Origin of the sequence: Kribbella qitaiheensis, from assembly GCF_014217565.1 — a bacterium.
GTDB lineage: Bacteria > Actinomycetota > Actinomycetes > Propionibacteriales > Kribbellaceae > Kribbella > Kribbella qitaiheensis_A.
Genome location: NZ_CP043661.1, coordinates 4,860,238 through 4,884,981, shown reverse-complemented (window position 1 = coordinate 4,884,981; position 24,744 = coordinate 4,860,238). Strand labels below are relative to the sequence as shown.

The 24,744-nt window shown below is 68.2% G+C and carries 26 protein-coding genes; 11 read left to right on the top strand and 15 right to left on the bottom strand.

The window, feature by feature from the left end:
* Positions 1–203: 203 nt before the first annotated feature.
* On the top strand, positions 204–539 hold the full coding sequence (locus F1D05_RS23185; RefSeq protein ID WP_185442378.1) for a hypothetical protein: 336 nt from the start codon (positions 204–206) through the stop codon (positions 537–539).
* Positions 540–745: 206 nt separating this feature from the next.
* Here F1D05_RS23185 and F1D05_RS23180 read toward each other — a convergent pair whose 3' ends face one another.
* Both F1D05_RS23180 and F1D05_RS23175 read right to left on the bottom strand, forming a co-directional pair.
* Positions 746–1,819, bottom strand: a complete 1,074-nt coding sequence (locus F1D05_RS23180; protein ID WP_185442376.1) for an AI-2E family transporter — start codon at positions 1,817–1,819, stop codon at positions 746–748.
* A 436-nt stretch (positions 1,820–2,255) separates the two neighbouring features.
* Complete coding sequence (locus F1D05_RS23175) at positions 2,256–3,242, bottom strand: winged helix-turn-helix domain-containing protein (RefSeq protein WP_185442374.1); 987 nt, start codon at positions 3,240–3,242, stop codon at positions 2,256–2,258.
* Between the two features lie 115 nt (positions 3,243–3,357).
* On the opposite strand from F1D05_RS23175, the gene F1D05_RS23170 reads away from it, so the two are divergent.
* Positions 3,358–4,347: a superoxide dismutase gene (locus tag F1D05_RS23170; RefSeq protein WP_185442372.1), complete on the top strand. Its 990-nt coding sequence runs from the start codon at positions 3,358–3,360 to the stop codon at positions 4,345–4,347.
* Between the two features lie 3 nt (positions 4,348–4,350).
* Here the strand turns inward: F1D05_RS23170 and F1D05_RS23165 are convergent, their stop codons facing one another.
* Positions 4,351–4,971, bottom strand: a complete 621-nt coding sequence (locus tag F1D05_RS23165) for an NAD(P)-dependent oxidoreductase (RefSeq protein ID WP_185442370.1) — start codon at positions 4,969–4,971, stop codon at positions 4,351–4,353.
* 80 nt (positions 4,972–5,051) lie between these two features.
* Between F1D05_RS23165 and F1D05_RS23160 the strand changes: the two genes are divergently transcribed.
* The 3 genes from F1D05_RS23160 (at position 5,052) to F1D05_RS39030 (ending at position 6,257) form a co-directional block, all read left to right on the top strand.
* Positions 5,052–5,420, top strand: coding sequence for a winged helix-turn-helix transcriptional regulator (locus F1D05_RS23160; RefSeq protein WP_185442368.1), 369 nt, complete (start codon positions 5,052–5,054; stop codon positions 5,418–5,420).
* A gap of 157 nt (positions 5,421–5,577) precedes the next feature.
* Complete coding sequence (locus F1D05_RS42095; RefSeq protein WP_206685803.1) at positions 5,578–6,006, top strand: Fic family protein; 429 nt, start codon at positions 5,578–5,580, stop codon at positions 6,004–6,006.
* Positions 6,003–6,257, top strand: a complete 255-nt coding sequence (locus F1D05_RS39030; protein WP_206685802.1) for a hypothetical protein — start codon at positions 6,003–6,005, stop codon at positions 6,255–6,257. Before F1D05_RS42095 ends, F1D05_RS39030 begins: the two co-directional genes overlap by 4 nt.
* Before the next feature lie 301 nt (positions 6,258–6,558).
* Here the strand turns inward: F1D05_RS39030 and acs are convergent, their stop codons facing one another.
* The 3 genes from acs to F1D05_RS23140 form a co-directional block, all read right to left on the bottom strand.
* On the bottom strand, positions 6,559–8,493 hold the full coding sequence (gene acs / locus F1D05_RS23150; RefSeq protein ID WP_185449340.1) for an acetate--CoA ligase: 1,935 nt from the start codon (positions 8,491–8,493) through the stop codon (positions 6,559–6,561).
* A 100-nt stretch (positions 8,494–8,593) separates the two neighbouring features.
* Complete coding sequence (locus tag F1D05_RS23145) at positions 8,594–9,559, bottom strand: hypothetical protein (protein ID WP_185442366.1); 966 nt, start codon at positions 9,557–9,559, stop codon at positions 8,594–8,596.
* A 10-nt stretch (positions 9,560–9,569) separates the two neighbouring features.
* Positions 9,570–10,988, bottom strand: coding sequence for a hypothetical protein (locus tag F1D05_RS23140; protein ID WP_246485883.1), 1,419 nt, complete (start codon positions 10,986–10,988; stop codon positions 9,570–9,572).
* A gap of 143 nt (positions 10,989–11,131) precedes the next feature.
* Between F1D05_RS23140 and F1D05_RS23135 the strand changes: the two genes are divergently transcribed.
* Positions 11,132–11,572 carry a hypothetical protein gene (locus F1D05_RS23135; protein WP_185442365.1) on the top strand — a complete coding sequence of 147 codons (441 nt, stop codon included), beginning with the start codon at positions 11,132–11,134 and terminating at the stop codon, positions 11,570–11,572.
* Between the two features lie 46 nt (positions 11,573–11,618).
* On the opposite strand, the gene F1D05_RS23130 is transcribed toward F1D05_RS23135, so the two are convergent.
* Entirely contained in the window at positions 11,619–12,377 is a 759-nt protein-coding gene (locus F1D05_RS23130) for a GntR family transcriptional regulator (protein ID WP_185442364.1), read from the bottom strand.
* Between the two features lie 288 nt (positions 12,378–12,665).
* Here F1D05_RS23130 and nhaA point away from each other — a divergent pair, with 288 nt between their 5' ends.
* From nhaA to F1D05_RS23110, 4 genes are all read left to right on the top strand, one after another.
* Positions 12,666–13,871 carry a Na+/H+ antiporter NhaA gene (nhaA, locus tag F1D05_RS23125; RefSeq protein ID WP_185442362.1) on the top strand — a complete coding sequence of 402 codons (1,206 nt, stop codon included), beginning with the start codon at positions 12,666–12,668 and terminating at the stop codon, positions 13,869–13,871.
* Positions 13,872–13,928: 57 nt separating this feature from the next.
* A complete protein-coding gene (locus F1D05_RS23120) occupies positions 13,929–14,327 on the top strand; it encodes a phage holin family protein (protein ID WP_246485882.1) in 399 nt (132 codons plus the stop codon).
* Between the two features lie 113 nt (positions 14,328–14,440).
* On the top strand, positions 14,441–15,235 hold the full coding sequence (locus tag F1D05_RS23115) for an alpha/beta fold hydrolase (protein WP_246485881.1): 795 nt from the start codon (positions 14,441–14,443) through the stop codon (positions 15,233–15,235).
* Between the two features lie 35 nt (positions 15,236–15,270).
* Positions 15,271–15,840 (top strand): YbhB/YbcL family Raf kinase inhibitor-like protein, encoded by a 570-nt coding sequence (locus F1D05_RS23110; protein ID WP_185442359.1) that lies wholly within the window; start codon positions 15,271–15,273, stop codon positions 15,838–15,840.
* On the opposite strand, the gene F1D05_RS23105 is transcribed toward F1D05_RS23110, so the two are convergent.
* The 8 genes from F1D05_RS23105 to F1D05_RS23070 all read right to left on the bottom strand — a co-directional run bounded on the left by F1D05_RS23105 (position 15,837) and on the right by F1D05_RS23070 (position 23,013).
* The gene (locus F1D05_RS23105; protein ID WP_185442357.1) at positions 15,837–16,565 is read right to left on the bottom strand and encodes a hypothetical protein; all 729 of its coding nucleotides are present in this window, start codon (positions 16,563–16,565) and stop codon (positions 15,837–15,839) included. The genes F1D05_RS23110 and F1D05_RS23105 overlap by 4 nt on opposite strands.
* 1 nt (position 16,566) lies before the next feature.
* Positions 16,567–17,076 carry a SigE family RNA polymerase sigma factor gene (locus tag F1D05_RS23100; protein WP_185442355.1) on the bottom strand — a complete coding sequence of 170 codons (510 nt, stop codon included), beginning with the start codon at positions 17,074–17,076 and terminating at the stop codon, positions 16,567–16,569.
* A 96-nt stretch (positions 17,077–17,172) separates the two neighbouring features.
* Positions 17,173–18,345 (bottom strand): MarP family serine protease, encoded by a 1,173-nt coding sequence (locus tag F1D05_RS23095; protein WP_185442353.1) that lies wholly within the window; start codon positions 18,343–18,345, stop codon positions 17,173–17,175.
* The gene (locus F1D05_RS23090; RefSeq protein ID WP_185442351.1) at positions 18,342–19,124 is read right to left on the bottom strand and encodes an NUDIX hydrolase; all 783 of its coding nucleotides are present in this window, start codon (positions 19,122–19,124) and stop codon (positions 18,342–18,344) included. Before F1D05_RS23090 ends, F1D05_RS23095 begins: the two co-directional genes overlap by 4 nt.
* Positions 19,121–19,738: a TlpA family protein disulfide reductase gene (locus tag F1D05_RS23085; protein ID WP_246485880.1), complete on the bottom strand. Its 618-nt coding sequence runs from the start codon at positions 19,736–19,738 to the stop codon at positions 19,121–19,123. Before F1D05_RS23085 ends, F1D05_RS23090 begins: the two co-directional genes overlap by 4 nt.
* Positions 19,735–20,514 (bottom strand): endonuclease III, encoded by a 780-nt coding sequence (gene nth / locus F1D05_RS23080; RefSeq protein WP_246485879.1) that lies wholly within the window; start codon positions 20,512–20,514, stop codon positions 19,735–19,737. Before nth ends, F1D05_RS23085 begins: the two co-directional genes overlap by 4 nt.
* A 10-nt stretch (positions 20,515–20,524) precedes the next feature.
* Positions 20,525–22,174, bottom strand: a complete 1,650-nt coding sequence (locus tag F1D05_RS23075) for a sensor histidine kinase (RefSeq protein WP_185442350.1) — start codon at positions 22,172–22,174, stop codon at positions 20,525–20,527.
* A 233-nt stretch (positions 22,175–22,407) separates the two neighbouring features.
* On the bottom strand, positions 22,408–23,013 hold the full coding sequence (locus F1D05_RS23070) for a response regulator (protein ID WP_185442348.1): 606 nt from the start codon (positions 23,011–23,013) through the stop codon (positions 22,408–22,410).
* Between the two features lie 312 nt (positions 23,014–23,325).
* Here F1D05_RS23070 and F1D05_RS23065 point away from each other — a divergent pair, with 312 nt between their 5' ends.
* Positions 23,326–24,729, top strand: coding sequence for an MFS transporter (locus F1D05_RS23065; protein WP_185442346.1), 1,404 nt, complete (start codon positions 23,326–23,328; stop codon positions 24,727–24,729).
* Positions 24,730–24,744 lie beyond the last annotated feature (15 nt).

The following is a 24,744-nucleotide window of genomic DNA, read 5'->3' as shown; positions in this document are numbered from 1 at the left end:
CCGCCGGAGGTCCGACCCCTCCCGCGACCGCCGTTCCTGATCTGCCCCGGCCTTCCCGTCAAATCCCCAACAAAACAAGGCCTCCCCCATGCAACGGTCGACTTTTGCAGTCCGTCCGCCTGGGGGATCCACGCAATGCCAATCCACGTCTTCGTCGACGAAACCAAAGCCCGCGGTCTGCTCGGCGGAAGCAGATCATCGACGTGATCAGAGGCTTCCAGCCGGTTGTCGACCTCTACCGACGAGATCAATCAACGCTGAGCGATCGGAAGCTTTGTCTGCAAGCCATCGTGCGCGACACGGCGCCTGTTGCCGAACGACTCGTAGTCGAGCGAGACGAGGCGAGCCTCTCGCACGATCGACGAGCGCTGCACGAGGCACGCGAACGGTCCGGCTGCTTCGACACTTTCCGCTTTGATCTGCTCGCGCCCAAGGCAGACCCGTTGCTGTGGGTCCCAGATGCGATCGCGTGGAGTTGGATGCGCGGGGGCCATTGGCGGCAGGCGGTTGCGGCATTTTGCCAACTGAAGGAGGTCTGAATGCGCAAGACCCGGCTCGTCCACCGTCCGGTGAGCTGCCGGGTTCACTTCCGAAGGACTCTTGTCCCAGGCATCACCAACTGTACCGGCCGGATCGGCGAACTGTCGCTCGTTTCGAGGGGCAGTTCGATCTGCCCCTACATGCCCGGGTTACCTGGGTAGCCGGACCAGGTGGGGGTTGGGGTGGAGGCTCGCGGTCTGGCGCATCAGCTCGTGACGGGCGCGGTCCCCGATTTGGCGTCCGGACCCGAGGACCGGCCGCGGTTCCGTCGGTCAAGTACCTCGCTGACAATGACCTGGACTGAACCGGCGATGGGGATAGCCACCAGCACTCCGAGGATCCCGGCGACCTCGGCGCCGAGGATGATCGCGATCAATACCGCGAGGGGAGAGAGCTTCAACGCGTGCCCATAGATCAGCGGACGTAATGTGTGACCCTCGACCAAGTGATAGACGACCATGAGAACGAAGACCACCAGGGCCGACACGGGGCCTACGGTGAGTGCGACCAAGCCGAGCAGCACGGTCACCACGACCGGCCCGACGTACGGGATGAACTCGATGATCGCCGTAAACAGTCCCAGGGCCAAGGCGTAGGGCACTCCGACGATCAGCAGGATGACGGTCGCAACGACTCCGGCGAGAAAGCTCGCCAGAAGATTACCGGTCACGAACCCGCTCACCGACTTGTAGACGCCTGCTCCGATGCGCTCGGAGCGCGCTCGGTGAGGCTCTGGGATCAGACCGGTGATACGGCGGCGCCATTCCGGGCCCTCGAACAACATGAAAAGCGTCAAGAAGGCGATGATGAGCATCCCGCTGATCGTGGTGGCTACGCCCTTGGCGATCCCGAGCACTGGTGCAGCAGCACCGGTCACCCCGCTGGCACCCTGCTTCGACGCTGCCTTCTGTACCTCTTCGACCACGTGGTATTTGCGCTCGAGGAAACCCAGCGGTCCGCGCCCCCTGGTCAACTCGTCGACGAGTCCGGGCACCGCGCTGACGAAGTGCGTCATCTGCGTGACCAACGGCGGGATGAACACCAAGGCCAGCAGCGCAAAGATCATCACCGCGAGAACATAGACCGTAGCGACCGCGAACCCTCGGCGAAGCCCGTGGCGCTGAAAGAACTCGACGGCCGGATTGAGCGCGAGCGCCAAGAACAGGGCGATCGCGATGATCGTGAGTCCCTTCTCGGCGCGAAGGACCAGCCAGAGTGCGGCACCTACGCCGAGTAGGATTCCCAGCCCCGCGAGCAGCGTGCGCGCGCGGATTGTCACGACCCGCTCGCTGCCGGAACAAGACTGCGATAGTGGCTGTGACACGGGAACCGCAGGGTGAGCATCTCCGGACGGTGAGGCCACCGTCTTGGCCTGACTTGTGGCGTGCGGGTCGCGTGGGTCATCGGGCCGAATCGTCATCGGAACCTCCCAGGAGCGCAGTGGTGTGGGCACCGTGCCCCAGCCATCCGGATCAACCTCGATCCACCCAGTACCCTGCCTCAACACCTGGCAGATTGACACCGGGGATGAATTCAGGTGGCCGACTAGTCACCACTTTGCAGGCAGCGGAAGATGTTGGCTTCTCCTACGGCGTACGCGGGCGTGTACGCGGCGGCGCGCTGCACGGGAGATGCGCCGTCTCGGCTCGACCGGCCGGATCAGCGAGCTGTCGCTCGTTTCCAGGGGCGGATCGATCTGCCCCTGCGTGCCCGGGTTACCTGGGTAGACGGGCCAGGTGGGGGGTTGGGGTGGTTAGGAGGTGGTGGGCGGTGGGGGTTAGGGAGTGGTGGGCGGTGCCGGCTGTGCGGTGGGTGGTGATCAGGCCGGCGTTGCGGAGGGCGCGGGCGTGTTCGCTGGCGGAGGCGAGGGAGATGCCGGTGCGGCGGGCTAGTTGGGTGGTGCTTGCTGAGGCGGTGAGCGCACGGAGTACGGAAGCTCTGGTGCGGCCGAGTAGGTCGGCGAGGGCGTCCGCGGTGTCGTCGGTGTCGGGGAGCGGGAGTTCGGCACAGGGGTAGACGAGGACCGGGCGGCGGCCGGGCATGTCGAGGACCAGGCACTCGGCGGTGAGGGATGACGGGTAGAGCATGAGACCGCGGCCGTTCAGGTGCGCCTCGTAGTGGCGCTTGCTGTCGAGCGCGCACGCGATCAGATTCGGGCTCGTCCAGATGATGTCTGGGTGTAGCCCCGCAAGCATCCGCTCGATGCCACCGTGCAGCAGGGAGCGGGCCCGGATCGCGAGGTCGGCGGCGTACTGGCGTTCCAGTTCGGCGGCCACCGGACCGAGGACCTCCTGATGAAAGACCCGTACGGCGTTGCCGAGCGCGCGGCGTGATCCCGCCTTGCCGGCCAGAAGTCCCTGCATGAACTGATCGGTTTCAGCCGCAAGCCAAGGACCGAGCTCGTCCTGGATCAGGTCGACCGGCGCGTCCATCAGTACCTCGATGGCCGCATCCAGACCCGGCGACGGAACCTCGGGCGTGAGGAAGTCCGGGAACTGACCCGCCGGCGCGATCAGCTTGAACAGCGGCCGCATCGACGGCCGGATCAGCGGCACGGCCTGGCGCCGCCACCGCCGCGCCACCGGCGGAATGGCCCGGTCGCCGAGGGCCCGCGCGGCCAGCGCCGTCTCCCAGAGCGGCTCTGGTTCCGGCGGGAACACCACCCGGGTGAGGTCGTCAGGCGTGAACTCGATCAGGATCACCCGCCGATTGTCCCTGCCCCGGGCCCGCACCGACAGGCCCACGGAAACGCGATCCCACTTCGGCCCTGGCCGAAACCGGTCGAGCCCGGACAACCGCGCCCCGGACCCTGAACTCATGAGGCCCAGACGCATCGCCACCGCCGCTCTGACCGCCGCGATCGCTGTCGCAGTACAGCCCGCGACTGCCCTGGCGAACCACCCGAGCCACCCGAGCACGTACGTCGTCTCCACCACCCCCGGCGACACTCCCGAAGGCATCGCCGTCACCTGCGACGGGACCATGTACGTCACCAGCGTCGGCACCGGCGCCGTCTACCGCGGCTCGACCCGCCAGCCGAACCTCCGTCCCTGGCTCCCCGCCGGCAGCGACGGTCGCACCTCCGCGACCGGGATCCACGTCGACCGCTGGGGCCGGGTACTCATCGCCGGCGCGAGCACGTCGACGCTCTACCTGTACGACGTCCGCGGCCGTCTCCTCGCCGCGCGAAAGGCCCAGGAAGGCTCGTTCCTGAACGACTTCGCGATCACCACCGACGCCGTCTACGTCACCGACTCGGCCCACAACCAGATCTGGCGAGCACCTCTCACCGCTCGCGGCCTGGGCAACCTCGAACCCTGGCTGACCCGCGACAAGATCCAGCCGACGCCGTACTTCCTCAACGGCATCGTCACCGACGGCCGAACCCTCCTGGTCGGCGAGCAAGGGCAGGACGTGACCTACCGGATCGACCTGCTCTCGAAGCAGGTCAGCACCCTCGCGATCACCGGCGCGAACGGCATCCTCTCCGGCGACGGCTACCTGCTGGAGGGCAGCCGCCTGTACGCCGTCTACAACGCGGGCGGCGGCAAGTACGTCACCCGTCTTGCCTGGCTCAACCGCGACTGGACCGAGGCCCGCATCCTCGCCGATTCCAGCCCGGGCGCCGCGAACTCGACGCCCACCACCCTGGCGAAGGACGGCGGCCGCCTGCTCTGGGTCAACAGTCAGCTCGACGTAGCGCCCGGCACCCCGCCGTACACGGTCTCTGTCGTTCCGGACCTACGCAATGTCATGCCGGAACAGGATGTTGCCCGCAGCAAGAATCTGTGTTCGGTCGGCTGGTAGGAGTCAGCTGCCGACGCCGAGCTTGGTGCGGTGATGACGGGGCTTGTCGATCTCGTCGAGCAGCGCGATCGCGACGTCGGCGTACGAGATCAGGTTGGTCGCGTCGGCGGGGATGACCCGGTAGCCGCCGGTGCGGGTGGGGTCGGGGTGGTTGAAGTCGCCGGCCGGGGCGATCGACAGCCAGTCGAGCGACGACGCCTCGAAGACCTCCGCAGCCGCCGCGTGCGCCAGGTAGAAGGCGCGGTACTCCTGTGGGTAGGAAGGAGTGTCCATCAGCAGCGCTCCGGATTCGGTCGGCAGGATCGAGGCGAGGCCGATCCAGACCAGCCGTGGTACGCCGGCCTTCGTCAATCCGTCGACCAGCGACTCGGCGGTCGCGGTGAAGAAGGCGGCCGGATCGGCACTGGCTCCGTCGTACACGGCCGCGACGACCGCGTCCTGCCCCTTGCTCAGTCGTTCCACGTCCTCGGCCGAAGTCACGTCGCCGACGACCAGGCCCGGCAGGTCGGCGTACCGGCTGGGATCGCGGACCACCGCGGTCACCTCATGGCCGCGCGCCCTCGCCTCCGCGACGGCCGCACGACCGGCCCTGCCACCTGCACCGAAGACCAGCACCTTGCTCATCCAGACCTCCTTGATCGGGGTAACGCGCCGACCGTAGACGGAAGGCTGGTTACCGATCGGATACTGGCTAACCTGGTCAGATGGAGCCGTTGCGCGCGGATATGTTCGACGAGATCTGCCCATCCACCCTGAACCCGATCCGCTTCGGCAACGACAAGTGGGCCGGCTTGGTCATCCGCTGCCTCGAGGACGGCCCCCGCCGCTTCTCCGAACTACGCATCCCCCTGCACCGCGTCACCCCGAAAGTCCTGACCCAGTCGCTACGCCTACTCGAACGCGACGGCCTGATCCACCGCACCGAGCGCACCACCCCGGTACGCCGGGTCGACTACGCCCTGACCCCCCTCGGCCAAAGCTTCCTCGCCCCCATGCAAGCCGCCTGCGAATGGACAGCCACCCACTGGACCGAACTCCTGGACGCCCGCGAGGACGCCAGCATCCGCAACTAGCCCTTCTCTTAGCATTGGATAGTCAAAGATCCAATGCTAAGCACCGCATCTAGCATCGGATATCGAGCTATCCGATAGTGCGCGGGCGATCGCGCTGGCGGAACTGGGGAGCGATGAGCGGCGGAACGCGGCCGAGATCGTCTCTAATGTGCATGCCATGAAGGCCGCCATCGAGCTCGCCGACCGCATCGACGAGAAGGCAATCCTCACGATGCACTCGGCCTTGATGATCGACCACCAGCCTGAGATCGTCGGGCGCTGGCGGGATCAGCAGGTATGGATCGGTGGCAACGACTACGGCCCACATCAAGCCGCCTTCGTGCCGCCCCACCAGGACCGAGTCGCCGCAGCGATGGCAGATCTGATGGAATTTGCCCGGCGTGACGACATCCCTGCACTGGTGCACGCGGCACTGATCCATGCCCAGTTCGAGACCATCCATCCCTTCCCTGACGGCAACGGACGGACCGGGCGGGCACTGATCCACGCGATCTTGCGACACAGGGGACTCACTCGCAACGTCACGATTCCAGTCTCGGCCGGGCTACTGACCGACACCGATGGGTACTTCGTTGGTCCGACGTGATCGCGGCTCGCCGGGACGCCGTGGTCTGGCGAATCATGGATCTGCTGCTCCGCCAACCGGTCGTGGACACCGCGCTGGTCGAACGGGAGCTGGAAGTCACCTCCGCGAACGCCGGCCGTGCTCTCCTGCAACTTGCGTCGGCGGGAGTAGTCAAGGAGTTCAGCGACAAGAAACGCAACAGGTTGTGGCAGGCCCCGGAGGTGCTGTCAGCTCTGGACGAGTTCGCTGCCCGAACTGGTCGCCGAGGCTGATCTCAGCACCTAGACCGCGCTCTCCCCCTCAGAGCGCGGCCGGGCTCACCACCTGGGCTGCGGGAGGAACTGGCTTCTCGTACGACGTACGCGACGCTCACGGGCGTGAACGCGGCGTCGCGCCGCACGCGAAATCCGCCGCTTAGGCTCCTGCTGTTCCGCGACCATCTCGCCCTGCTGATACATCCCAACTCCTCCTCAACCGACAACGAACCTCCGATGCGCGGCGGCGTGAATCGGTTCCCGGAAAAGGCGAACGCCCGTCCCCGGGGACCGGGACGGGCGTTCGTAGTACGGGTTGTCAGTCCTCGTCGGATTTGCCGGCGTCGAGGTTGGTTTTGATGAGGTCCATGACGGTGGAGTCGGCGAGGGTGGTGACGTCGCCTACCTCGCGGTTCTCGGCTACGTCGCGGAGGAGGCGGCGCATGATCTTGCCGGAGCGGGTCTTGGGGAGTTCCGCGACGACCATGATCTGGCGCGGCTTGGCGATCGGGCCGATCTCCTTGGCGACGTGGTTGCGGAGCTCCTGGACCACGTCCGGGCCGCCGTCACCGGCTTCGGAGCGCAGGATCACGAAGGCCGCGATCGCCTGACCCGTGGTCGGGTCCGAGGCGCCGACGACGGCCGCCTCGGCGACCTTCGGGTGCGAGACCAGCGCCGACTCGATCTCGGTGGTGGACAACCGGTGGCCGGACACGTTCATCACGTCGTCCACCCGGCCGAGCAGCCAGATGTCGCCGTCCTCGTCCTTCTTGGCGCCGTCCCCCGCGAAGTACACGCCCGGCCAGCGCGACCAGTACGTGTCCTTGAACCGCTCGTCGTCGCCCCACAGCGTCCGCAGCATGGCCGGCCACGGCTTGTCGATGATCAGGTAACCACCCGAGCCGTTCGGCACCGGCTTGCCGGCGTCGTCGACCACGTCGACACTCACGCCCGGGATGCCGCGCATCGCGGCGCCCGGCTTGCCCGCGGTGACGCCGGGCAGCGGGGAGATCATGTGCATCCCGGTCTCGGTCTGCCACCAGGTGTCGACCACCGGCGCGTTGTTGCCGCCGATGTTCTCCCGGTACCAGATGTAGGCCTCGGGGTTGATCGGCTCGCCCACCGACCCGATCACGCGCAGGGTGGAGAGGTCGAACTTCTCCGGGATCTCCTTGCCCCACTTCATGAAGGTCCGGATCGCCGTCGGCGCGCAGTACAGGATGGAGACCTTGTACTTCTGGATGATCTCCCACCAGCGCCCCTGGTGCGGGGTGTCCGGAGTGCCTTCGTAAAGGATCGACGTGGTCGCGTTGGCGAGCGCGCCGTACACGATGTAGCTGTGGCCGGTGACCCAGCCAATGTCGGCCGCGGTCCAGTAGACGTCGGTGTCCGGCTTGAGGTCGAAGACAGCCCACTGCGTGTACGCCGTACCCACCAGGTAGCCGCCGGTCGTGTGCAGGATGCCCTTCGGCTTGCCCGTGCTGCCGGACGTGTACATCACGTACAGCGGGTGCTCGGCGTCGAACGCCTCGGGCGTGTGCTCGGCCGACTGCTTGCCGACGAAGTCGTCCCACCACAGGTCGCGGTTCTCGACCATGGCGGTCTCCTGGCCGGTGCGCTTCACCACGAGCACATTGCGCACATCGGGGCAGTCCACCAGCGCGGCGTCCACCGCGGGCTTCAGCGCCGCCGGGGCGCCCCGGCGGTAACCGCCGTCGGAGGTGATCACCACGCGCGCGTCGCAGTCGAGGATCCGGCCCTTCAGCGCGTCGGCGGAGAAGCCGCCGAAGATGACCGTGTGCGGGGCACCGATCCGGGCGCAGGCGAGCATCGCGACCACGGTCTCGGGGATCATCGGCATGTAGATGGCCACGATGTCGCCGGCCTGGACGTTCAGCTCGAGCAGCGCGTTGGCCGCCTTGCTGACCTCGTCCTTGAGCTGGGCGTAGGTGATCTCCCGGGTGTCGCCGGGCTCACCCTCGAAGTAGTAGGCGACCTTGTCGCCAAGGCCGTTCTCCACGTGCCGGTCGACACAGTTGTACGCCGCGTTGAGCTTGCCGTCGGCGTACCACTTGGCGAACGGCGGGTTGCTCCAGTCGAGCGTCTCGGTCGGCTCGACCGCCCAGGTCAGCCGCTTGGCCTGCTCGGCCCAGAACCCCTCGAAGTCCGCCTCGGCCGCCTCGTACGCGTCCGCCTTGACGTTCGCGTTCGCGGCCAGTTCGGCCGGCGGCTCGAAGCGGCGCTCCTCGTGCATCAGGTTCGACAGGGCATCGGACTGGGGGGACTCGGAACTGGTCACGTCGCGGACTCCTCGCTGAAAGCTGTCCGTACGCCGGAAGCGCACGAACCCCTTTCTACCAATGCCGGACCAGCCGTGGTACTGGTGCGTCACCCAGAAGGCGCTCAGCCGGCCCCGTTCTGCGCTGAACGGCCGAGTTCGTGAACGGCGTCACACTGTGGCCGCGGCGCCCCGCCGTACTGCGAGGCGCCGCGGTCCTCAGTACTTGATGACCCCCTGGGAGCTGGTGCGGTTGCCGTCCCAGTCGCCGACCAGCGGGAGGTCGCCGCCGTCGCCGTACCGGACGGATTCGGTGGTTTCGGTGGTTTCGATGCCGCTGACCCGGAAGTAGAAGGTGGCGTTGGCGGGGTTGTAGAGCCCGGGTTCGTCGCGGGCCGTCGCCGTTCCAGTCGCCGATCATCGGCTTCCAGTACGCGTCGCCGTAGTGGATCGAGCGGGTGGTGCCGTCGGCCAGCCGGAGGTCGAAGGTGGCGGCGGCGGCGCGGTAGACGCCGACATCGTCGATCCCGTCGCCGTTCCAGTCCCCGGTGAGCGGGATCTGGTACGCCGCGCCGAAGGCCACGCTCGTCGTAGTGCCGTCCGCGGCCCGCTTCGTGAAGGTGCCGGTCGACGGGGTGTAGACGCCGACCTCGTCGGTGCCGTCACCGTTCCAGTCGCCGATGATCGGGCGGTCCCCGACGTTGCCGAAGGCAATGGTGAGCTGGCCGACACCGCCCGCGAACGAGTTGGTCAGGAAGAACTTCCGCTGGTCCGGGCTGTACGCCGCCGGGGTGTCGCCGCCGGCACCGTCCCAGTTCCCGGCCAGCGGCACCATCGGGGTGTTGCCGTAGGCAAAGGCCGGGATGGTCGCCGTTCCCGACGTCCGGCTGTTCGACAGATACCAGTTGTAGGTGCAGATGGCGGTCGGCGCCGTCACCTTGGCAGGCTTGGCGGAGAAAACATTCGGTACTGCGATGACGGCGGCGGCGACCGCTGCCGCCACACCCGCTGTGATCACCTGGCTGAAGAGCTGGGTTCGCATCTCGTCCCCCTTATGCGTCGAGCCGGTAGAGGGCCGCGGCCCCGGGCGCCAAGGTGGCGACGATCTTGGTCCGGTCCGGTTGCGCCGTGTACGCGCGGGTCGCCGGGTCGAAGACCGAGACCTTCGTGACCGTTGCCTGATTCAACGTCACCGTCGTACTCGCGCCGGTGGTGTGCTGACGGTTGGCGACCAGCAGCCAGCGGGTCTTGGCGGCATCCGTGGGCCGGAATCGGCCGAGCACCGCCGCGCTTCCCGACGTACCGCTGAGGTAGGTGTCGGGAGTGAATCCGGTCGCACCTGCCGGTGGCGTCTCGTTGGCGTGGACGGCCAACTCGGAGACGAGCGGCTTGAGCTCGACGCCGACCTGACTCAGCCAGGTGGTGTTGATGGTCTTGGCGGCTGTGTAGAGCGGGGTGAGTGTTCCGTCGAGCGTGGTCAGAGCGCGGCCGAAACCTTCGCCGCGAGCCGGATCGGGCTGCCAATAAGTGAAGTATTGGATGCCCTTGCAGCCGTAGGCGAGGCTCGTGTTGATCTGCCAGAGCAACTCGGCGGCAGTCGGGAACCGGTGGCCGTTGAACTCGACGCTCTGCACGAAGGTCCAGGTCGGGATGTTCGCCCGCAGCCCTTCGGAGCGGATGATCGCCCAGTTGGCGAAGTACTGCGCGTCCTCGCCGGACGCCAGCAGCGGATACCGGTCGAACGACAGCATCGGCGGGTGCACCGTGTCGACGAACTGACGGACGAAGGCCTGGTACCCCGAACCGCTGCCAGGCACGAGGTTCGAGTACGGCGTGTAGTCCGGCGCCACCTCGCGCGCGACGGCGAACGCCTTCGCCAGCGTGGGGAACCGCCCCGCCGGCGGCTCGTCACCGAGGCTGAAGCCGGCGAACGAACCGAAGCCGCGATACCGATTCAACGCATCGGTGGCCAACTTCCGCGCGTCCGCGGTGGTGATCGACATCGGCACCGACCGGTCGTCGCTGATCGTGAACCGCTGCGAGAAGTTCTGTACGTCGGGGTCGCTCGAGACCAGCACCTTCAGGCCGACCTGGTCGGCGATCGCCAGCGACTGGTTGAGGATCGCCGAGTCGTCGACATAGTTGCCCGTGATCAGGAAAGTGAAGCCGGCCTCCCGCATCTGGGCGTACCGCTCGACCGTGGTCGCGAAGGGATGCGGTGGCCAGAACAACCCGATCGGAAACTCGGCTCCACCCACCAACGGCAGGGTGGCACAAGACCCGCTCGCCTCGGTTTGCGCCGCAGCGGAGGCCGTGGCCGCGGCCTGCTCGGATCCGTTGGTCAGCCGACGGGCGAACGGCACCGGCGCCGCCGCGAGCGCCCCGATGACGGCGCCCCGGAGTACCGCCCGCCGGCCCACCCCCTTGACGGCTCGCGCACCATGGAACGGCGATTGATCAGGAATCATCATGCTCCCTCTCTTGTCTGGTCACGACGCCCACCAGAACAGCCGACGCACTGACAGAGAGCAATGCCTTTCGAGCAGAACGTAGTGAATACCCGGCGACCAGTTCCGGACATCCGATTGACACCCGCGCCACTAGGCTGCACGTCATGACCGTCCTGGTGGTGATCCTGCATGCGGGGCTGGCAGCGGCCTGGATCGGCGGGATGACCTACTCGCTCTTCGTCGTCCAGCCGAAGCTGAAGAAGTTCTTCGGCCCCGACGAGGACAGCCGCGAGGCGCTGACCGCAGTGATTGCCTCAGGCAACCGATACAAGGTGCTCGCGCTGATCGGCGTGATCGCTCTGACGGGCGTCGTCCTGCTCCTGCTCGACAATGACCATTGGTGGATCCACCTGACCAAGGCCGTTCTGCTGCTCGCCGCGACCACCATCTTCTGGTACGTCTCCTGGCGCCACTGGCCCCGCCGCGTCTTCGCCACAGCCGCCGAACGCCCCGCCCTCCAACGCCAGCTCTACCTCCTGGCCGGCACGATGCTCGTCCTCACCGCCACCGCCTTCGCCCTGGGCATCGCAGCCGCGCAGCTCTGAGGATTGGCCCACTTCTGATACTTGATCACGACCGGGGCCAGCGGGATCAGGTGGCGCGGTAGGCGACCGTGATGTCGTAGCGGTCCGAGCGGTAGACCGAGCGGCCGTACTCGATCACCTCGCCGGACGCGGTCCGCGGCGCCGAGGTGATGATCAGGCACGGCACGGTCGGCTCGATACCGAGCAGCTCGGAGTCGGCCTGGTCCGGTGGGGCGGCCACGATCGAGGCCGACACCATCCCGAGGGTGACTCCCCAGCGCTCCGAGAGCGAGTCGTACAGCGAGACCTCGCTCAGGTCGAGCTCGTCCAGGCCCGGGTAGCGCCGCAGCGACAGGTTGGTCCGCTCGACCGCCATCGGTTCGCCGTCGGCGGTGCGCAGCCGGATCAGGTGCAGGACCGGCGATCCGACCGGCTGCTCCAGCTCGCGGGCCAGGTCCTCGTCGGCGGTGCCGACGAGGTGCTCCAGCACCTTGGCGCCGGGCGTGATGCCGCGGGCCCGCATGTCCTGGCTGAACGACGAGGTGAGCATCCGGGCCGGCCGTGGCTCCGCGACGAAGGTGCCGCCGCCGGGGCGCCGGGCCGCGAGGCCTTCGGCAACAACCCGGTCCACTTCCTGCCGCACTGTCATCCGGGCGACGCCGAAGCGCTCGGCCAGCACCCGCTCGGAGGGCAGCACGGTTCCGGCGGCCAGACTGCGGGTGAGGGTCTGCAGGATCTCGCGGATCTGGCCACCCTTCGGCCGGTCCGCTCGTAGCTCCGTGGGGAGTTCGGCGAGGTCACCGGGGTTGTTCCTTGGGCGGGCCATGAGGTCAGTATCCCTGGGAATCTGCCCGGCAAACCGGTTGCCGGGGATCGTCTGCGGACGTCGGGTTCGTAACTGTCCAACAACTCAACCGTTCCGCCCGACACTACTGTCCAGCTCCCCAGCACGGCCAGTGATCATTCTCCTCCACGCGGACCCGCCCCGGCAATGCGACCGGGCCGACGGCGCGCCCGTTAGAATCGTGATCGAGGCCGATCGTGCGCGCGGCCTGGTGAGCCGGGAAGTCTGGTCGGCACTGGTTCCGACCTGCCCGAGCGAAGGGAGCCGCCTGTGCGGCTGCTACAGAAACGACGAGTCTTTCCGCGCATCCTCGGATCCGAGCGAGCCTTCCTCGCCGACACGCTGCGGGCCGAGACCACCGGCGGGCTGGTGCTGGTCGGCGCTGCCGTGATCGCGCTGGTCTGGGCGAACTCCCCCTGGCAGGACACGTACCACCACCTCCGTGACGCGCAACTCGGCCCGCTCACGGTCGAGGGCTGGGCCACCGACGGCGCGCTGACGCTGTTCTTCTACTTAGCCGGCGTGGAGCTGAAGCGTGAGCTCGTGGTCGGCACCCTGTCCCGGCTCAGCGAGGCGGTCGTCCCGGTCATCGCGGCCCTCTGCGGGATGGCGGTGCCCGCCCTGATCTATGCCGCGATCAACCTGGCTGTTGCCGACGGCAAGCCACAGGGCTGGGCGGTGCCGACGGCAACGGATATCGCCTTCGCCCTGGCCGTGCTCGCGATCGTCGGTTCGTCATTGCCGAGCGCTCTGCGGGCCTTCTTGCTCACCCTCGCCGTCGTGGACGACTTCGGCGCCATCCTGGTGATCGCAATCTTCTTCTCGCACGGTCTCAACCTGCTGGCGCTGCTGGCCGCGCTGGCCCTGATCGCGGCCTTCTATCTGCTCCAGCGGCTCCGGGTCCGTACGCCGATCGCGTATCTCCCGATCGCTCTCGGCGCCTGGTGGTTCATGCACGAGTCAGGCATCCACGCCACGATCGCCGGGGTCGCACTCGGCCTGGTGACGCGGGTCCTGCCCGACCCGGACGAGAAGAAGTCGCCGGCCGAGCGGGTGGAGCACCGGCTGCGCCCGTGGTCCGCCGGCATCGCAGTACCGGTCTTCGCACTGTTCGCGGCCGGGGTCACGCTGAGCGGCAGCGCGATCCGGACGACGCTCACCGACCCGGTCGCGATCGGGGTGGTCGCGGGGTTGCTGGCCGGGAAGGTCCTCGGGGTGTTCGGCGGGTCGTGGCTGACGGCCCGGCTCACCCGCGCGGAGCTGAACTCCGACCTCGCCTGGCGCGACGTGGGTGCCGTCTCGGTGCTCGCCGGGATCGGATTCACGGTCTCCCTGCTGATCGCGCAGCTCGCCTTCGGCGACGACGTCGCGCAGATCGAGCGGGCGAAGGCGGCCGTACTGATCGCGTCGCTGCTGGCCGCGTTGCTCGCGACCGCGCTGTTGTTCCGTCGCAACCGCGCGTACGCCGAGGATTGAGCCGGGGGTACCAGCTAGGGTCGGGGCACGGACCCCCTTGGAAGGAGTGCCATGTCGATGGGGCAGAACGAGGATGAGCCCACGGTCGGGCAGCTCGTCGCCAATGCCAGCCGGGATCTTTCCAGCCTGGTCCGCAGCGAGCTGGAGCTGGCCAAGACCGAGCTGAAGAAGACCGCCGTCGCCGCCGGCACGGGTGCCGGCATGTTCGGCGCTGCCGCCTTCCTGGCCCTGCTCGCGATCATCCTGCTGTCCATCGCCGCGGCGTACGGCGTGAGCGCACTCGGGCTGCACCCGGCGCTGTCCTTCCTGATCGTTGCTGTCGTCTACCTGTTGATCGGGGCAGGCCTGGTGTTCGCCGGTCTCCGGCTGATGAAGAAGGTGAAGGCGCCGCAGCGCACGATCGACAGCTCGAAGGAGTCGGTCGAGGCACTCAAGTCGATCGGTAAGGGAGACTGAGTCCGGCCGGCGTCTCGGATCTGCTGGTCGACGGACCCTGGTCGCATTCGCTGGTCGCGGCCAACGGCGCCAGGTTTCACGTCGCCGAGTGCGGCGCCGCTGACGATCCCCTGGTGCTCTTCCTGCACGGCTTCCCCGAGTTCTGGTGGGCCTGGCGTCACCAGCTGCCTGCTGTCGCCGCGGCCGGCTACCGCGCTGTCGCGATGGACCTGCGCGGGTACGGCGCCAGCGACAAGACCCCACGCGGCTACGACCCTGTCACGGCCGCCGCGGACGTCTCTGGCGTCATCAGGTCGCTAGGGGCCACCGACGCGGTTCTGGTCGGGCACGGCTGGGGCGGGTTCATCGCCTGGTCCACAGCCGTACTCGCGCCGCGGCAGGTACGAGCACTCGCGGCAGTGTCGGCGCCGCACCCACTGATGCTGATGCGGTCGGGCCGGCCGCGAGCCATCGCCAGAGCGGGGTGGTTCCAGCTCCCGATCCTGCCGGAGCGGCGGCTGCTCGCGCATGGCGGCATCCACATCGAGCAGTTGCTCCGAGCCTGGTCCGCTCCGGGCGGCGCCTTCCCCGACGCTGAAGCGTCCCGGCGCTACCGGGCGGCGCTGCAGGTCTGGCCGGCGCCACACTGCGCGCTCGAGTACCACCGGTGGTTCGCCCGGTCGCGCCTGCGCTCCGACGGACGCCGGCACTCCGCGCAGATGCGTACGCCAATCGAAGTACCGGTTCTGCAGGTGCACGGAGCTCAGGACGGTGCAGTTGCCTCGGCCAGCACGCGTACCCCGGCCGGATTGATCACCGGGCCGCTGCGCCACGAAGTACTGACCACAGCTGGGCATTTCCCGCATGAGGAGCGCCCGGAGCTCTTCAACCGGTTGCTGCTCGACTGGCTCGGTGTCCCCGAGCCGTAAGCGCAGTTCAGGCCGTGCGCGGCTAGTTTTGGGGAGTGACTCGCAAAGCGATTGCTGTCGTGGTTCTCCTGCTCGGCCTGGCTGGATGCTCGAGCGACCCGAAGCCGGACAGCGGCCACCCACCGACCGCCGCGGACACCGGGCAGTTCGCCGTTGTACCCGGTGACGGCTTTCACTCTGACGGAAGCTTCGATGCCCGGATGACCTGCGACAGCTCGGGAGACTACTCACCGCCGCTGGTCTTCCGGCACGTCCCGGCTGGGACCGCTGAGCTGGTGCTGTCGATGGTCGACGACGACAAGATCAGTCCGCAGAGCGATCCGCTGATCCACTGGGTGCAGTGGAAGATCCCGGCCACGGCTGCTGGATTGCAGGAGCACACCAAGCTGGCAGAAGCCCGCGAGGCCCTCAGCGACCTGGGCGAAGCGACGTACAACGGGCCCTGCCCGCCTGCCGGTCAGACTCATCACTACCGCTTCACGTTGCTCGCGCTGTCCAAGCCGATCGACCTGCCGAACGGTGCGGCGGCCCGCAAGGTGCTGGACGCGGCGGAACCGCTGGTGATCTCCACCAGCGGTTTCGTCGCCACCTACAAGCGCTCCTAGGAGACTGCCACCGGGCCGATAGTGCCCATGACTGTCCAGGTGCCGGCCTTCTGGTCCAGGCGATAGGTCATCCACCGGGCGTCGAGGCAGCCCCGCCACACGTTGATCCCGACCTCGACATGCCCCTGCGTAGGCACGATCGGGCCGACCGTCACGTAGGGCTCCTTGGCCGCCGGCTGGTCGCAGACGTTCGCGCCACCTGTCGGCCGGCTCCGCACCCAGTGCACCGGCGCGACCGCGGCCAGCGCCTTCTCGATCCCCGCCCGCTCCGCCGCGGTGAACGGCGTGGCGAGCTCGTAGGTGATTCCGTTGCCGCCCGCGCCCCCGTTCGGCGCGTCCAGGACCCGGATCCCCGGCCAGCCCGCGGCCGGCCGCTCGATCTTGAGGATCTCGGCGATCGCCGCCGCCCAGATCATCGACCTCTCCGGCACCGGCTGCCCATCTGTCGCAGTTGATCCAGGGGGCGGAGTCATCGTCGGTATCGAGCCAGGCGCGGTGGTTGCCGCCGGCCCTGTTGTGGTCGCCTGACCGATCGGCGTGTCGTGACCGGTCCACTGGACGGCGTACAGGATGCCGCCGAGGATCACCAGCACCGAAGCCGCCGCGAGCAGGATCGGCCCGGTCCGGCGCCGCGCGATTATAGTTGCCTCGGGCAAGTTATCGATCAGTTCTTCCTTTTCTGCAAAGGTTTCCCGCAACAGCAGGCCGAGATCTTCGTCCTTCATCTCAGTGCTCCTCGTCTTGCGTCGGCAGGCCGGCCCGAAGGCTCGCCAGGCCGCGCGCGGCATTGGACCGGACGGTGCTCGCCGTACACCCCAGTACGGCGGCGATCTCGTCGTCCGGAAGATCCTCGTAGAACCGCAACACCAAAACTGCGCGTTGCTGGCGGGGCAACCTGGCCAGCAACCGCCAGGCGGCATCCCGCTGCGCCTGGCGGAGGCTGAAGTCCTCCCCCGCCGGCTGCTCGGGTAACTCGGCCAGCGGTTGCTCACGGTTCCTCAGCAGCCGTCGCCAGCTGAGGAACTCGTTCACCACCATCGTGCGCAGATACGCCTCGGGATGTTCGAGAACGCCGATCCGGTCCCAGCGGCGATGCGCTCGCGCCAGCACCGTCTGGACCAGATCCTCGGCGCTGTGCACGCCACCGGAGAGCATCAGCGCCAACCGCAGCAGCCGGCGTTCGTTCGCCCTGACCGCTTCGTCGAACGACACCGCTTCCCCCGTCGTCACCGTCATACTTTCTCAACGCCGCGGGTCCCTCGATCTGCTGCATCGAACTTCTGGTGGCCCAGTCGGCGAGGCATTGGAGGGTCTACCCGGGGGCGCTCGGGATCAGGTGCAGCTGCGGGTGGAGACCTGCTGGGTCGCCTTGAGACCGGCGGCCGCGTCGGCGGCGACCTGCCCGGCGGTGAGGACGTAACCGGTGCGGTTGTCCTCGACCGAGGCGGCGAAGACCACGCCGTACACAGTGCCTCTGGGTGACAGCAGCGGGCCGCCGGAGTTGCCCGGGCGGACCGAGGCCCAGATCGAGAAGGCTCGCCGGGTGACGGTCTTGTCGCCGTAGATGTCCGGGCCGCGGAGCCGCTCCTCGGAGCGGATCCGGGCCGGCTCGGAATCGAACGGGCCGTTCTCCGGGTAGCCGAGCACGACGGCGGTGGCGTCGGCCTTGCCGCTCTCGTCGAAGACCAGCGGCTTGATGTTCAGATGCGGGACGAACAGCACGGCGATGTCGACACTCGAGTCGAACAGCACCACGGTCGCCTCGTACGACTTGCCGTTCACCTCCACCTTGGGATTGCTGACGCCGGCCACCACGTGCGCGTTGGTCATCACCCGCTGCGGTCCGTAGACGAACCCGGACCCTTCGAGCCCGCGGGAGCAGTTCGCGACCCCGGTGACCTTGGCGATCCGGCTGTAGGAATCCCGCACCGCGGGTTGCCGGGCGATCGCCGCGTCGGGCGGCTGGGTGTCGCGGATCCGCTCGGGGACGAACGGATCGAGGAAGCGTGGGAAGAGATCGGTATTGACGACGTCGTTGAACGCCTGCAAAGCCTTGTCGGCACTCTCCGGCAGCGCCTCGTCGACCTTCGCCAGCACCTCCGAACCCCGGACGGCGGACGTCACGCTGGGGATCCGGGCACCGCTCACCGCCACACCGAGCACCCAGGCCACGATCAGCACCGAGACCGCGGCGAGGATGGCGCCACCGAGCGCGTCGACGGCCTTGACCGGCTTCCAGGAGATCTTGTTCCGCAGCCTGGAGCCGAGGATCGCGCCGACGGTCCGCCCGATCGAGGCGAACAGCACCACCAGCACCAGGGCGGCGAACGACACCTCGACGCTGGGCGAGAAATTGTCCAGCACCCGCGGCACCCCGTACACGCCGATGGCGGCACCGGCCAGCAACCCGAGCGTGGCGCAGGCCCCGAGGACGAACCCCTCGACGTACCCCGAGATCGCCACCAGCAGGGTCACCACCAGCAGCGCGTAGTCGAGACCGCTCACTCCATACCCTCCGGATGCCCCAGGTCGTGCTCGATGGCCGTCAGCCGTCGCACGTCCTCCGACCGCTGCCCCGCACTCCGCCAGGCCAACTCGACCAGCCGGTCGGGCAACGGTACGACGTTGGCCGGGTCCCAGTCCCGCGCCCACCCGCCGAGTGCGAGCATTTTGTCGAGCAGGCCGGCCGTGAAACCCCAGATGTAGAGGTCATCGACAGTGAACGCCGGGCCGGTGAATCCGGACGGATGCAGGCAGCTGATCCTGTTCGCCGGGTCGGCCAGCGCCTCGAGCGAGACCCGGTGCACCGACGCGACCTCGGCCGGATCGACCACCGCGACCGGCGACGGCTCGCGCCAGAAGCCGAGCACGGGCGACACCCCGAAGTTGCTCACCGGAACCCAGAGCGCGGGCCAGACGGCGAACACGTCCACGCCGGACGGGTCCAGCCCGGTCTCCTCCTCCGCCTCCCGCAACGCGGTCCGGACCAGGCCCTCGACGCCGGTGCCGTCGACCTCGTCGACGCGGCCGCCCGGAAAGGACATCTGGCCGGCATGGGATCGCAGCGTCCAGGCGCGCTCGGTCAGCAACACGTCCGGACCATTGCCGCCAGCACCTTCTTCATTGCCATCAGCAAGCAAGATCAGTACTGCGGACGGCCGCACGCTCGGGTCGTCCGGCGGGAGGAAGCGGGACAACTCGAGGGGATCGACCTGTTTCGAGGCTGTCGCCAAGGTCTGCAACCAGCCGGGCAGCGACACGTCGTACGTCGTACTGGTCTTCACCAGGTCACTCCCAGCTTGTCCTTGACCAGTTGATCCAGCTCCTGCTGGGAACTGAACGCGCCGTAGTGGATATGAACCAGGGCGCCGTCCTTGTCCACGAACGCGGTCAACGGCGGTCCGCCGATCTTGAACGGGACCCGGGCCTGCTTGTCCTGGTCGACCAGGTGCGGATAGTCCAGCTTCTGCTCGACCGCGAACTTGACCGCCTCGTCGGCGCGCGGATCGTCGTAGTCGATGCCGATCAGCTTGACCTTGGCACCGGCCTTCTTCTGCAGGTCGGCCAGGTACGGCGACTCCTGGCGGCAGGGTGGGCACCACTGCGCCCAGACGTTGATCACCAGCGGGCCGCGGAGATCCGCGAGCCGGGTGTCCGGGCCGTTACCCAGACACGGCAGGCTGATGTCAGGCAGACCATTGGTCACCGGCGGCCTGGACTTCGTACTCGGACATGCCACCAGTTTGTCCGCGCCCGCAACCTTGCTGCCCCCGGTGTTGCCGCCTGTTGCCCCCGGGGCGGCCGCCTTTTGATCTCCGCAGCCCGCGAGCAGGGCGAGGACGACGACCGCGAGCACGGCGTACCGGCGTACGGGCGGTCGGAGGCGGCGCTGCGTCACGCCGGGACCTTGACCAGCTTTGCGGCGAGATCCGGGTCGGTGGGGCCGTCGCCGAACGAGGGACACCACTGGGCGATCGGGCAGGCGCCGCAGGCGGGCTTCTTGGCGTGGCAGCGGCGCCGGCCGTGGAAGATCAGCCGGTGCGACAGCATCGTCCAGTCCTTCTTTCCGAACAGCTCGCCGATGAGGTGCTCGACCTTGACCGGGTCGGTCTCCTCGGTCCAGCCGAACCGGCGGACCAGCCGCCCGAAGTGCGTGTCGACGGTGATGCCGGGCACCCCGAAGGCGTTGCCCAGGACGACGTTCGCCGTCTTGCGGCCGGTACCGGGTAGCTTGACGAGCTCCTCCAGCTTGTCGGGGACCACGCCGTCGTACTCGTCGACCAGCAGCTGGCCGAGCTTCATCACGCTGTTGGTCTTGGCCCGGAAGAAGCCCGTCGGCTTGAGGATCGCCTCCATCTCCTCCCGGTCGGCCTCCGCGAACGCCTTGGCATCGGGGTACTTCGCGAACAGCGTCGGCGTCACCTTGTTGACCATCACATCGGTGGTCTGGGCCGACAGAATGGTGGCCACCAGCAACTCCAGCGGCGTCGTGAAGTCCAGCTCGCAGTGCGCGTCCGGATACGTCTCGGTGAGCACCTTGTGCATCTTCCGCGCCCGCCGGACCAGCTGGCTGTGCGTTTCCCCGGCGAACACCGGCGCCTTCCGGGGCAGTTTGAGAGGCACCGCTGGAGCTGCGCCGAGAGAGGTAGGGACCGCGGCAGACTGGGTGGACATGCAGGCCAGCCTACGTCCGGCCGCCGACAGCCCCGTCACGTAACCAAGGCAGCACCACGGCAAGCCGGAACGCGTCGGCCGAGCGTTCCGTGCTGAGACTGCCACCCACCGCCTCGACCCGTGCTCTGAGGTTGCCGATCCCCGTGCCGCCACCAGCCGCGCTGGTCAACCCGTCGTTTGCCACTGTGAGCTGAAGGAGATCGCGGCCGGACTCGATCCTGAGCGAGCAGTGCCGCGCTTCGCTGTGCCTCAGCACATTCGCGATCGCTTCCCGAACCACTATGGCCAGCACGGTGTCGAGGGTGGCGGGAAGCCGGTCGGGGACGGCGTCCACGGGCCCGGTGATCCCGGCCGAGCCGAGGATCGATCGGGCCGACGCGACCTCCTCGGCGAAGGAGAGACCGGCGCCCGGGAGATGGAACTCGTCGATCAGGCGGGCGGAGCGCACGGCGAGCGCGGCGACGTCTTCGAGCTCACGGCCGGCCCCAGGACCGTCCGTGCCGATCAGGACCCGGGCCAGCTCGGCCTTCATCACCAGGGCGGAGAGGCCGGAGCTGACGAGGTCGTGCACGTCCTTCGACAGCCGGACGCGTTCCTGGGTCCGCGCCATCCAGGCCAGCTCCGCGCGCGCTGTGCGGAGCCGCAAGGCCACCCTCGCGAGATCGGCCAGACAGAAAGCGGACAAGGCGAACCCGGTGATCGCCGCGAGGTAGTAGCTGGCCAGCAGCAAGGAACTGCCGGTACTCAGGACGAAGGCACAGTCGGCGACCGCGATCAGCAGCATGGCCGGGAAGGCGATCCGGACCGGCATCAGGACGATCATCGTGGCGGCCAGCATCATCGGCATGCCGATCCAGGCGATCCCGGTGAGCGGGAGCGGTGCGAAGGCGAGCACCGCCTGGACCGCCAGGGTCGCTCGCCACCCCCGGGGACGGACTCCGTTCGCGGGCGGCAGCAGGTGCCGAATGATGAGGGTGAGGCTGACCGTGCCCGCCGCGAGCGCGACGACCACGACGAGCGGTGCCGGCCGGTGCACGATCGCGTAGACCACGTCGTACCCGGTGGCCAGCGTCGAATGGACGATCACGAGCAGGTTCGCGGTCCTCGGTTTCGTTCGGGCTTCCGCCTCGGGCCAGGACCGCTGCCGGTAGTCACCCGCGATCCTGCGAGCGTCGGCAAGTGCCGCCCGGGCGCTGAGAACGATCACCGACAGCTGGTCCCGGGCAGCCGCCGGCGCGGTCGCCAGGAGCCGGCCGGCTTCGTCGGCCCGCTCCGACAGGCTGGCAAGGCGGGTTTTGAGCTCTGCGCGGAGGTCCTCCCTGAGCTGTTGGCCTTCCGAGGCGATGGTCATCCGCACCAGCTCGGCCCGGGCGCGATGCAGCCCGGCGATCGACTCGACGAGCAGCGAGATGCCGATGAAGCCGGTGCTGGTGATGAGCAGGTTGTTGATCCACCAGAAGGTGTCCAGCGTCGACTGCCGGTAGTAGAGGCAGATGGCCGGGATGCTCACGGCCGACAGCGCGTAGACCAGCCACGACCATGGCCGTCGCAGGATCAGCCAGGCCGAAGCCGCGCCGTACCCGATCAGCCCCACGGAGAAGAACTGGGTGGAGTTCAGCAGCAGTGCGGCGGACAGGGCGATCGCCAGCTGGACGGCCACGCTCCAGCGGCCGTACTTGCGACGGAACTCCGTGAATCGTGGGTGGGAGTGGATCAGCTGCAGGAGGAAGACGGCGGGAGCGACCGCCGCGAGGTTGAGGATCGCGATCCGGTCGAGCGGCCCGTCGATGGTGCCAGGAAGCTCAAGGATCCTGCGGTAGAAGGAGTAGCCCAGCAGACCGATGAGGATCCAGGAGGCTTGGCGCTCCGCCCGCGAGCCCTCGAAGTCGTCGATCAGATCCAGCCCGCGTCGGTGGCGATGCGGACGGCGTCCACCTGGGTGCGGGCGTTGAGTTTGGCGACGATAGAGCTGAGGTAGTTGCGGACCGTGGCGGTGGAGATGAACAGCTCCACCGCGATCTGCTTGGCCGGCGAACCGTTGGCGGACAGCCGCAGGACCTCGATCTCCCGGGGGGTCAGCGGATTGGGCGGCAGCGTGAGCGCCGCGGCGGCGACGTTCGGATCCACCACCCGGATGCCGGCCGCGACCTGCCTGATCGCCTCCGCGAGGGCCTCCGGCGAGACGTCCTTGCTGAGGAACCCGCCGGCCTCCGAGCCCAGTGCCCTGCGCAGGTTCGCGGGGCTGCCGAACGCGGTCAGGATCAGCGTCCGGCAACTGGGCAGCCGCTCGCGCAGCTGAGCGGCGGCGGTCAGGCCGTCCTGGCCGGGCATCTCGATGTCGATCACGGCGACGTCCGGGCGACGCTCGAGCGCGACCGGCACGATCTGGTCCCCGCAGAAGACCTCGGCCACCACCTCGAAGTCCGGCTGCCGTTCGAGCAGGTGCTTGAGGGCGGCCCGGAAGAGCTTCATGTCGTCGGCCAGCAGCACCCGGATCACGACGCCCCCCTCAGTGACAGCCGCTCAGGTCAGGTCCCCTCAGCCCGTGAGGCAGGCATGAGATATTCACAGAGCAGAAGGTGATCACGTATCTGTCGCTAAGTCCACTCGGACCACAGACTCTCCTCAGGGGATCGCCGCCCGTTCGTAGGCACCCGCACCACTTCTCGTCAGGACCGCTGTCCGTCCTGACGCTCTTCGCCATGCCCGCTCTTCGCCATGCCCGCTCTTCGCCATGCCCGCTCTTCGCCATGCCCGCTGTTCGCCATGCCCGCTGTTCGTCATGCCCGCTGTTCGGAAGGAGTCCCGCCGATGACCGTGCTCGATGCCCCGGTTGCCACCCGGCGCTGGGCGATCCTGGCTGTGATCCTCGCCGCCGACATCGTCGACCTGCTCGACTCGACCATCACCAACATCGCCGCGCCGACCATCACCCGGTCGCTGCACGGCGGCGACTCGCTCGTCCAATGGCTCGGCACCAGCTACGCCCTGGCACTCGGCGTCCTGCTGGTCGTCGGCGGCAGGCTCGGTGACCGGTTCGGCCGCCGCCGGCTCTTCCTGATCGGCATCGCCGGTTTCACCCTGGCCTCGGTCGCCTGCGGCCTCGCCTTCGACCCGGCCTCGATCATCGTCGCCCGGCTGGTCCAGGGTGCCTTCGGCGCGGTCCTGATCCCGCAGGGCTTCGGCATCCTCGGCTCGGTCTTCCCGCGGGAGGAGATCGGCAAGGCCTTCAGCGCGTTCGGCCCCACCCTCGGCCTGTCCGCGGTCGGCGGCCCGATCCTCGCCGGGTTCCTGATCGACGCCGATCTGTTCGGCCTCGGCTGGCGCTCGATGTTCCTGATCAACATCCTGCTCGGTGGCGGCGCCACGGTCGCGGCCTTCCGGCTACTGCCCCGGGACGACGGCGACCGAACGGTTTCCGTCGACGGCCTCGGCTCCGGCCTGCTCGGCGTCGCGATGTTCGGGCTGCTGTACGGCCTGATCGAAGGCTCCAGCACCGGCTGGACCGTCGGCCCGATCCTCTTCCTCGCCGGCGGAGCCGTCTTCGCCGGACTCTTCGCCCGGCGCCAGACCACGGCCGCCAACCCGCTGATCAAGCCCTCGCTGCTGAAGAACCGGGGTTTCACCTCCGGCCTGGTCCTCGGCATCGCCTTCTTCGCCGCGGTCGCCGGCCTCCTGTACGTCCTCTCGCTCTTCCTCCAGAACGGCCTCGGCTACACCCCGCTCCGGACCGCGGCCGTCGGGATGGCTCCGATCGCCGCCGGCATCGTGATCGCCTCGATCTCCAGCTACCAGCTGATCGCGAAGCTCGGCCGCAACCTCGTCTTCCTCGGCCTGCTGATCACCCTGACCGGCACCGGCTGGCTGTACGCCGTGATCCACACGACCGGTACCGCGGTCGGACCCGGAGCGCTCATCCCCGCGATCTTCGTGATCGGACTCGGCATGGGCACCTGCTTCGGCACGATCTACGACGTCACCATGGGCGACACCGATCCGGACGAAGCGGGCAGCGGAAGCGGTTCACTCGCCGCCGTCCAGCAGCTCGCCAACGCGATCGGCGCCGCGGCCGTGACGACCGTCTACTTCAAGACCCTCGCGGCAGGCCAGGCCCACGCCGTCACCACCAGCCTCGCGGTCGTCGCCGGCGTCACCCTACTGAGCTGCTGCGCCGTCTGGCTCCTGCCCCGCAAAGCCCCCGCTCAACACCACTGATCCAAGGAGCACCAA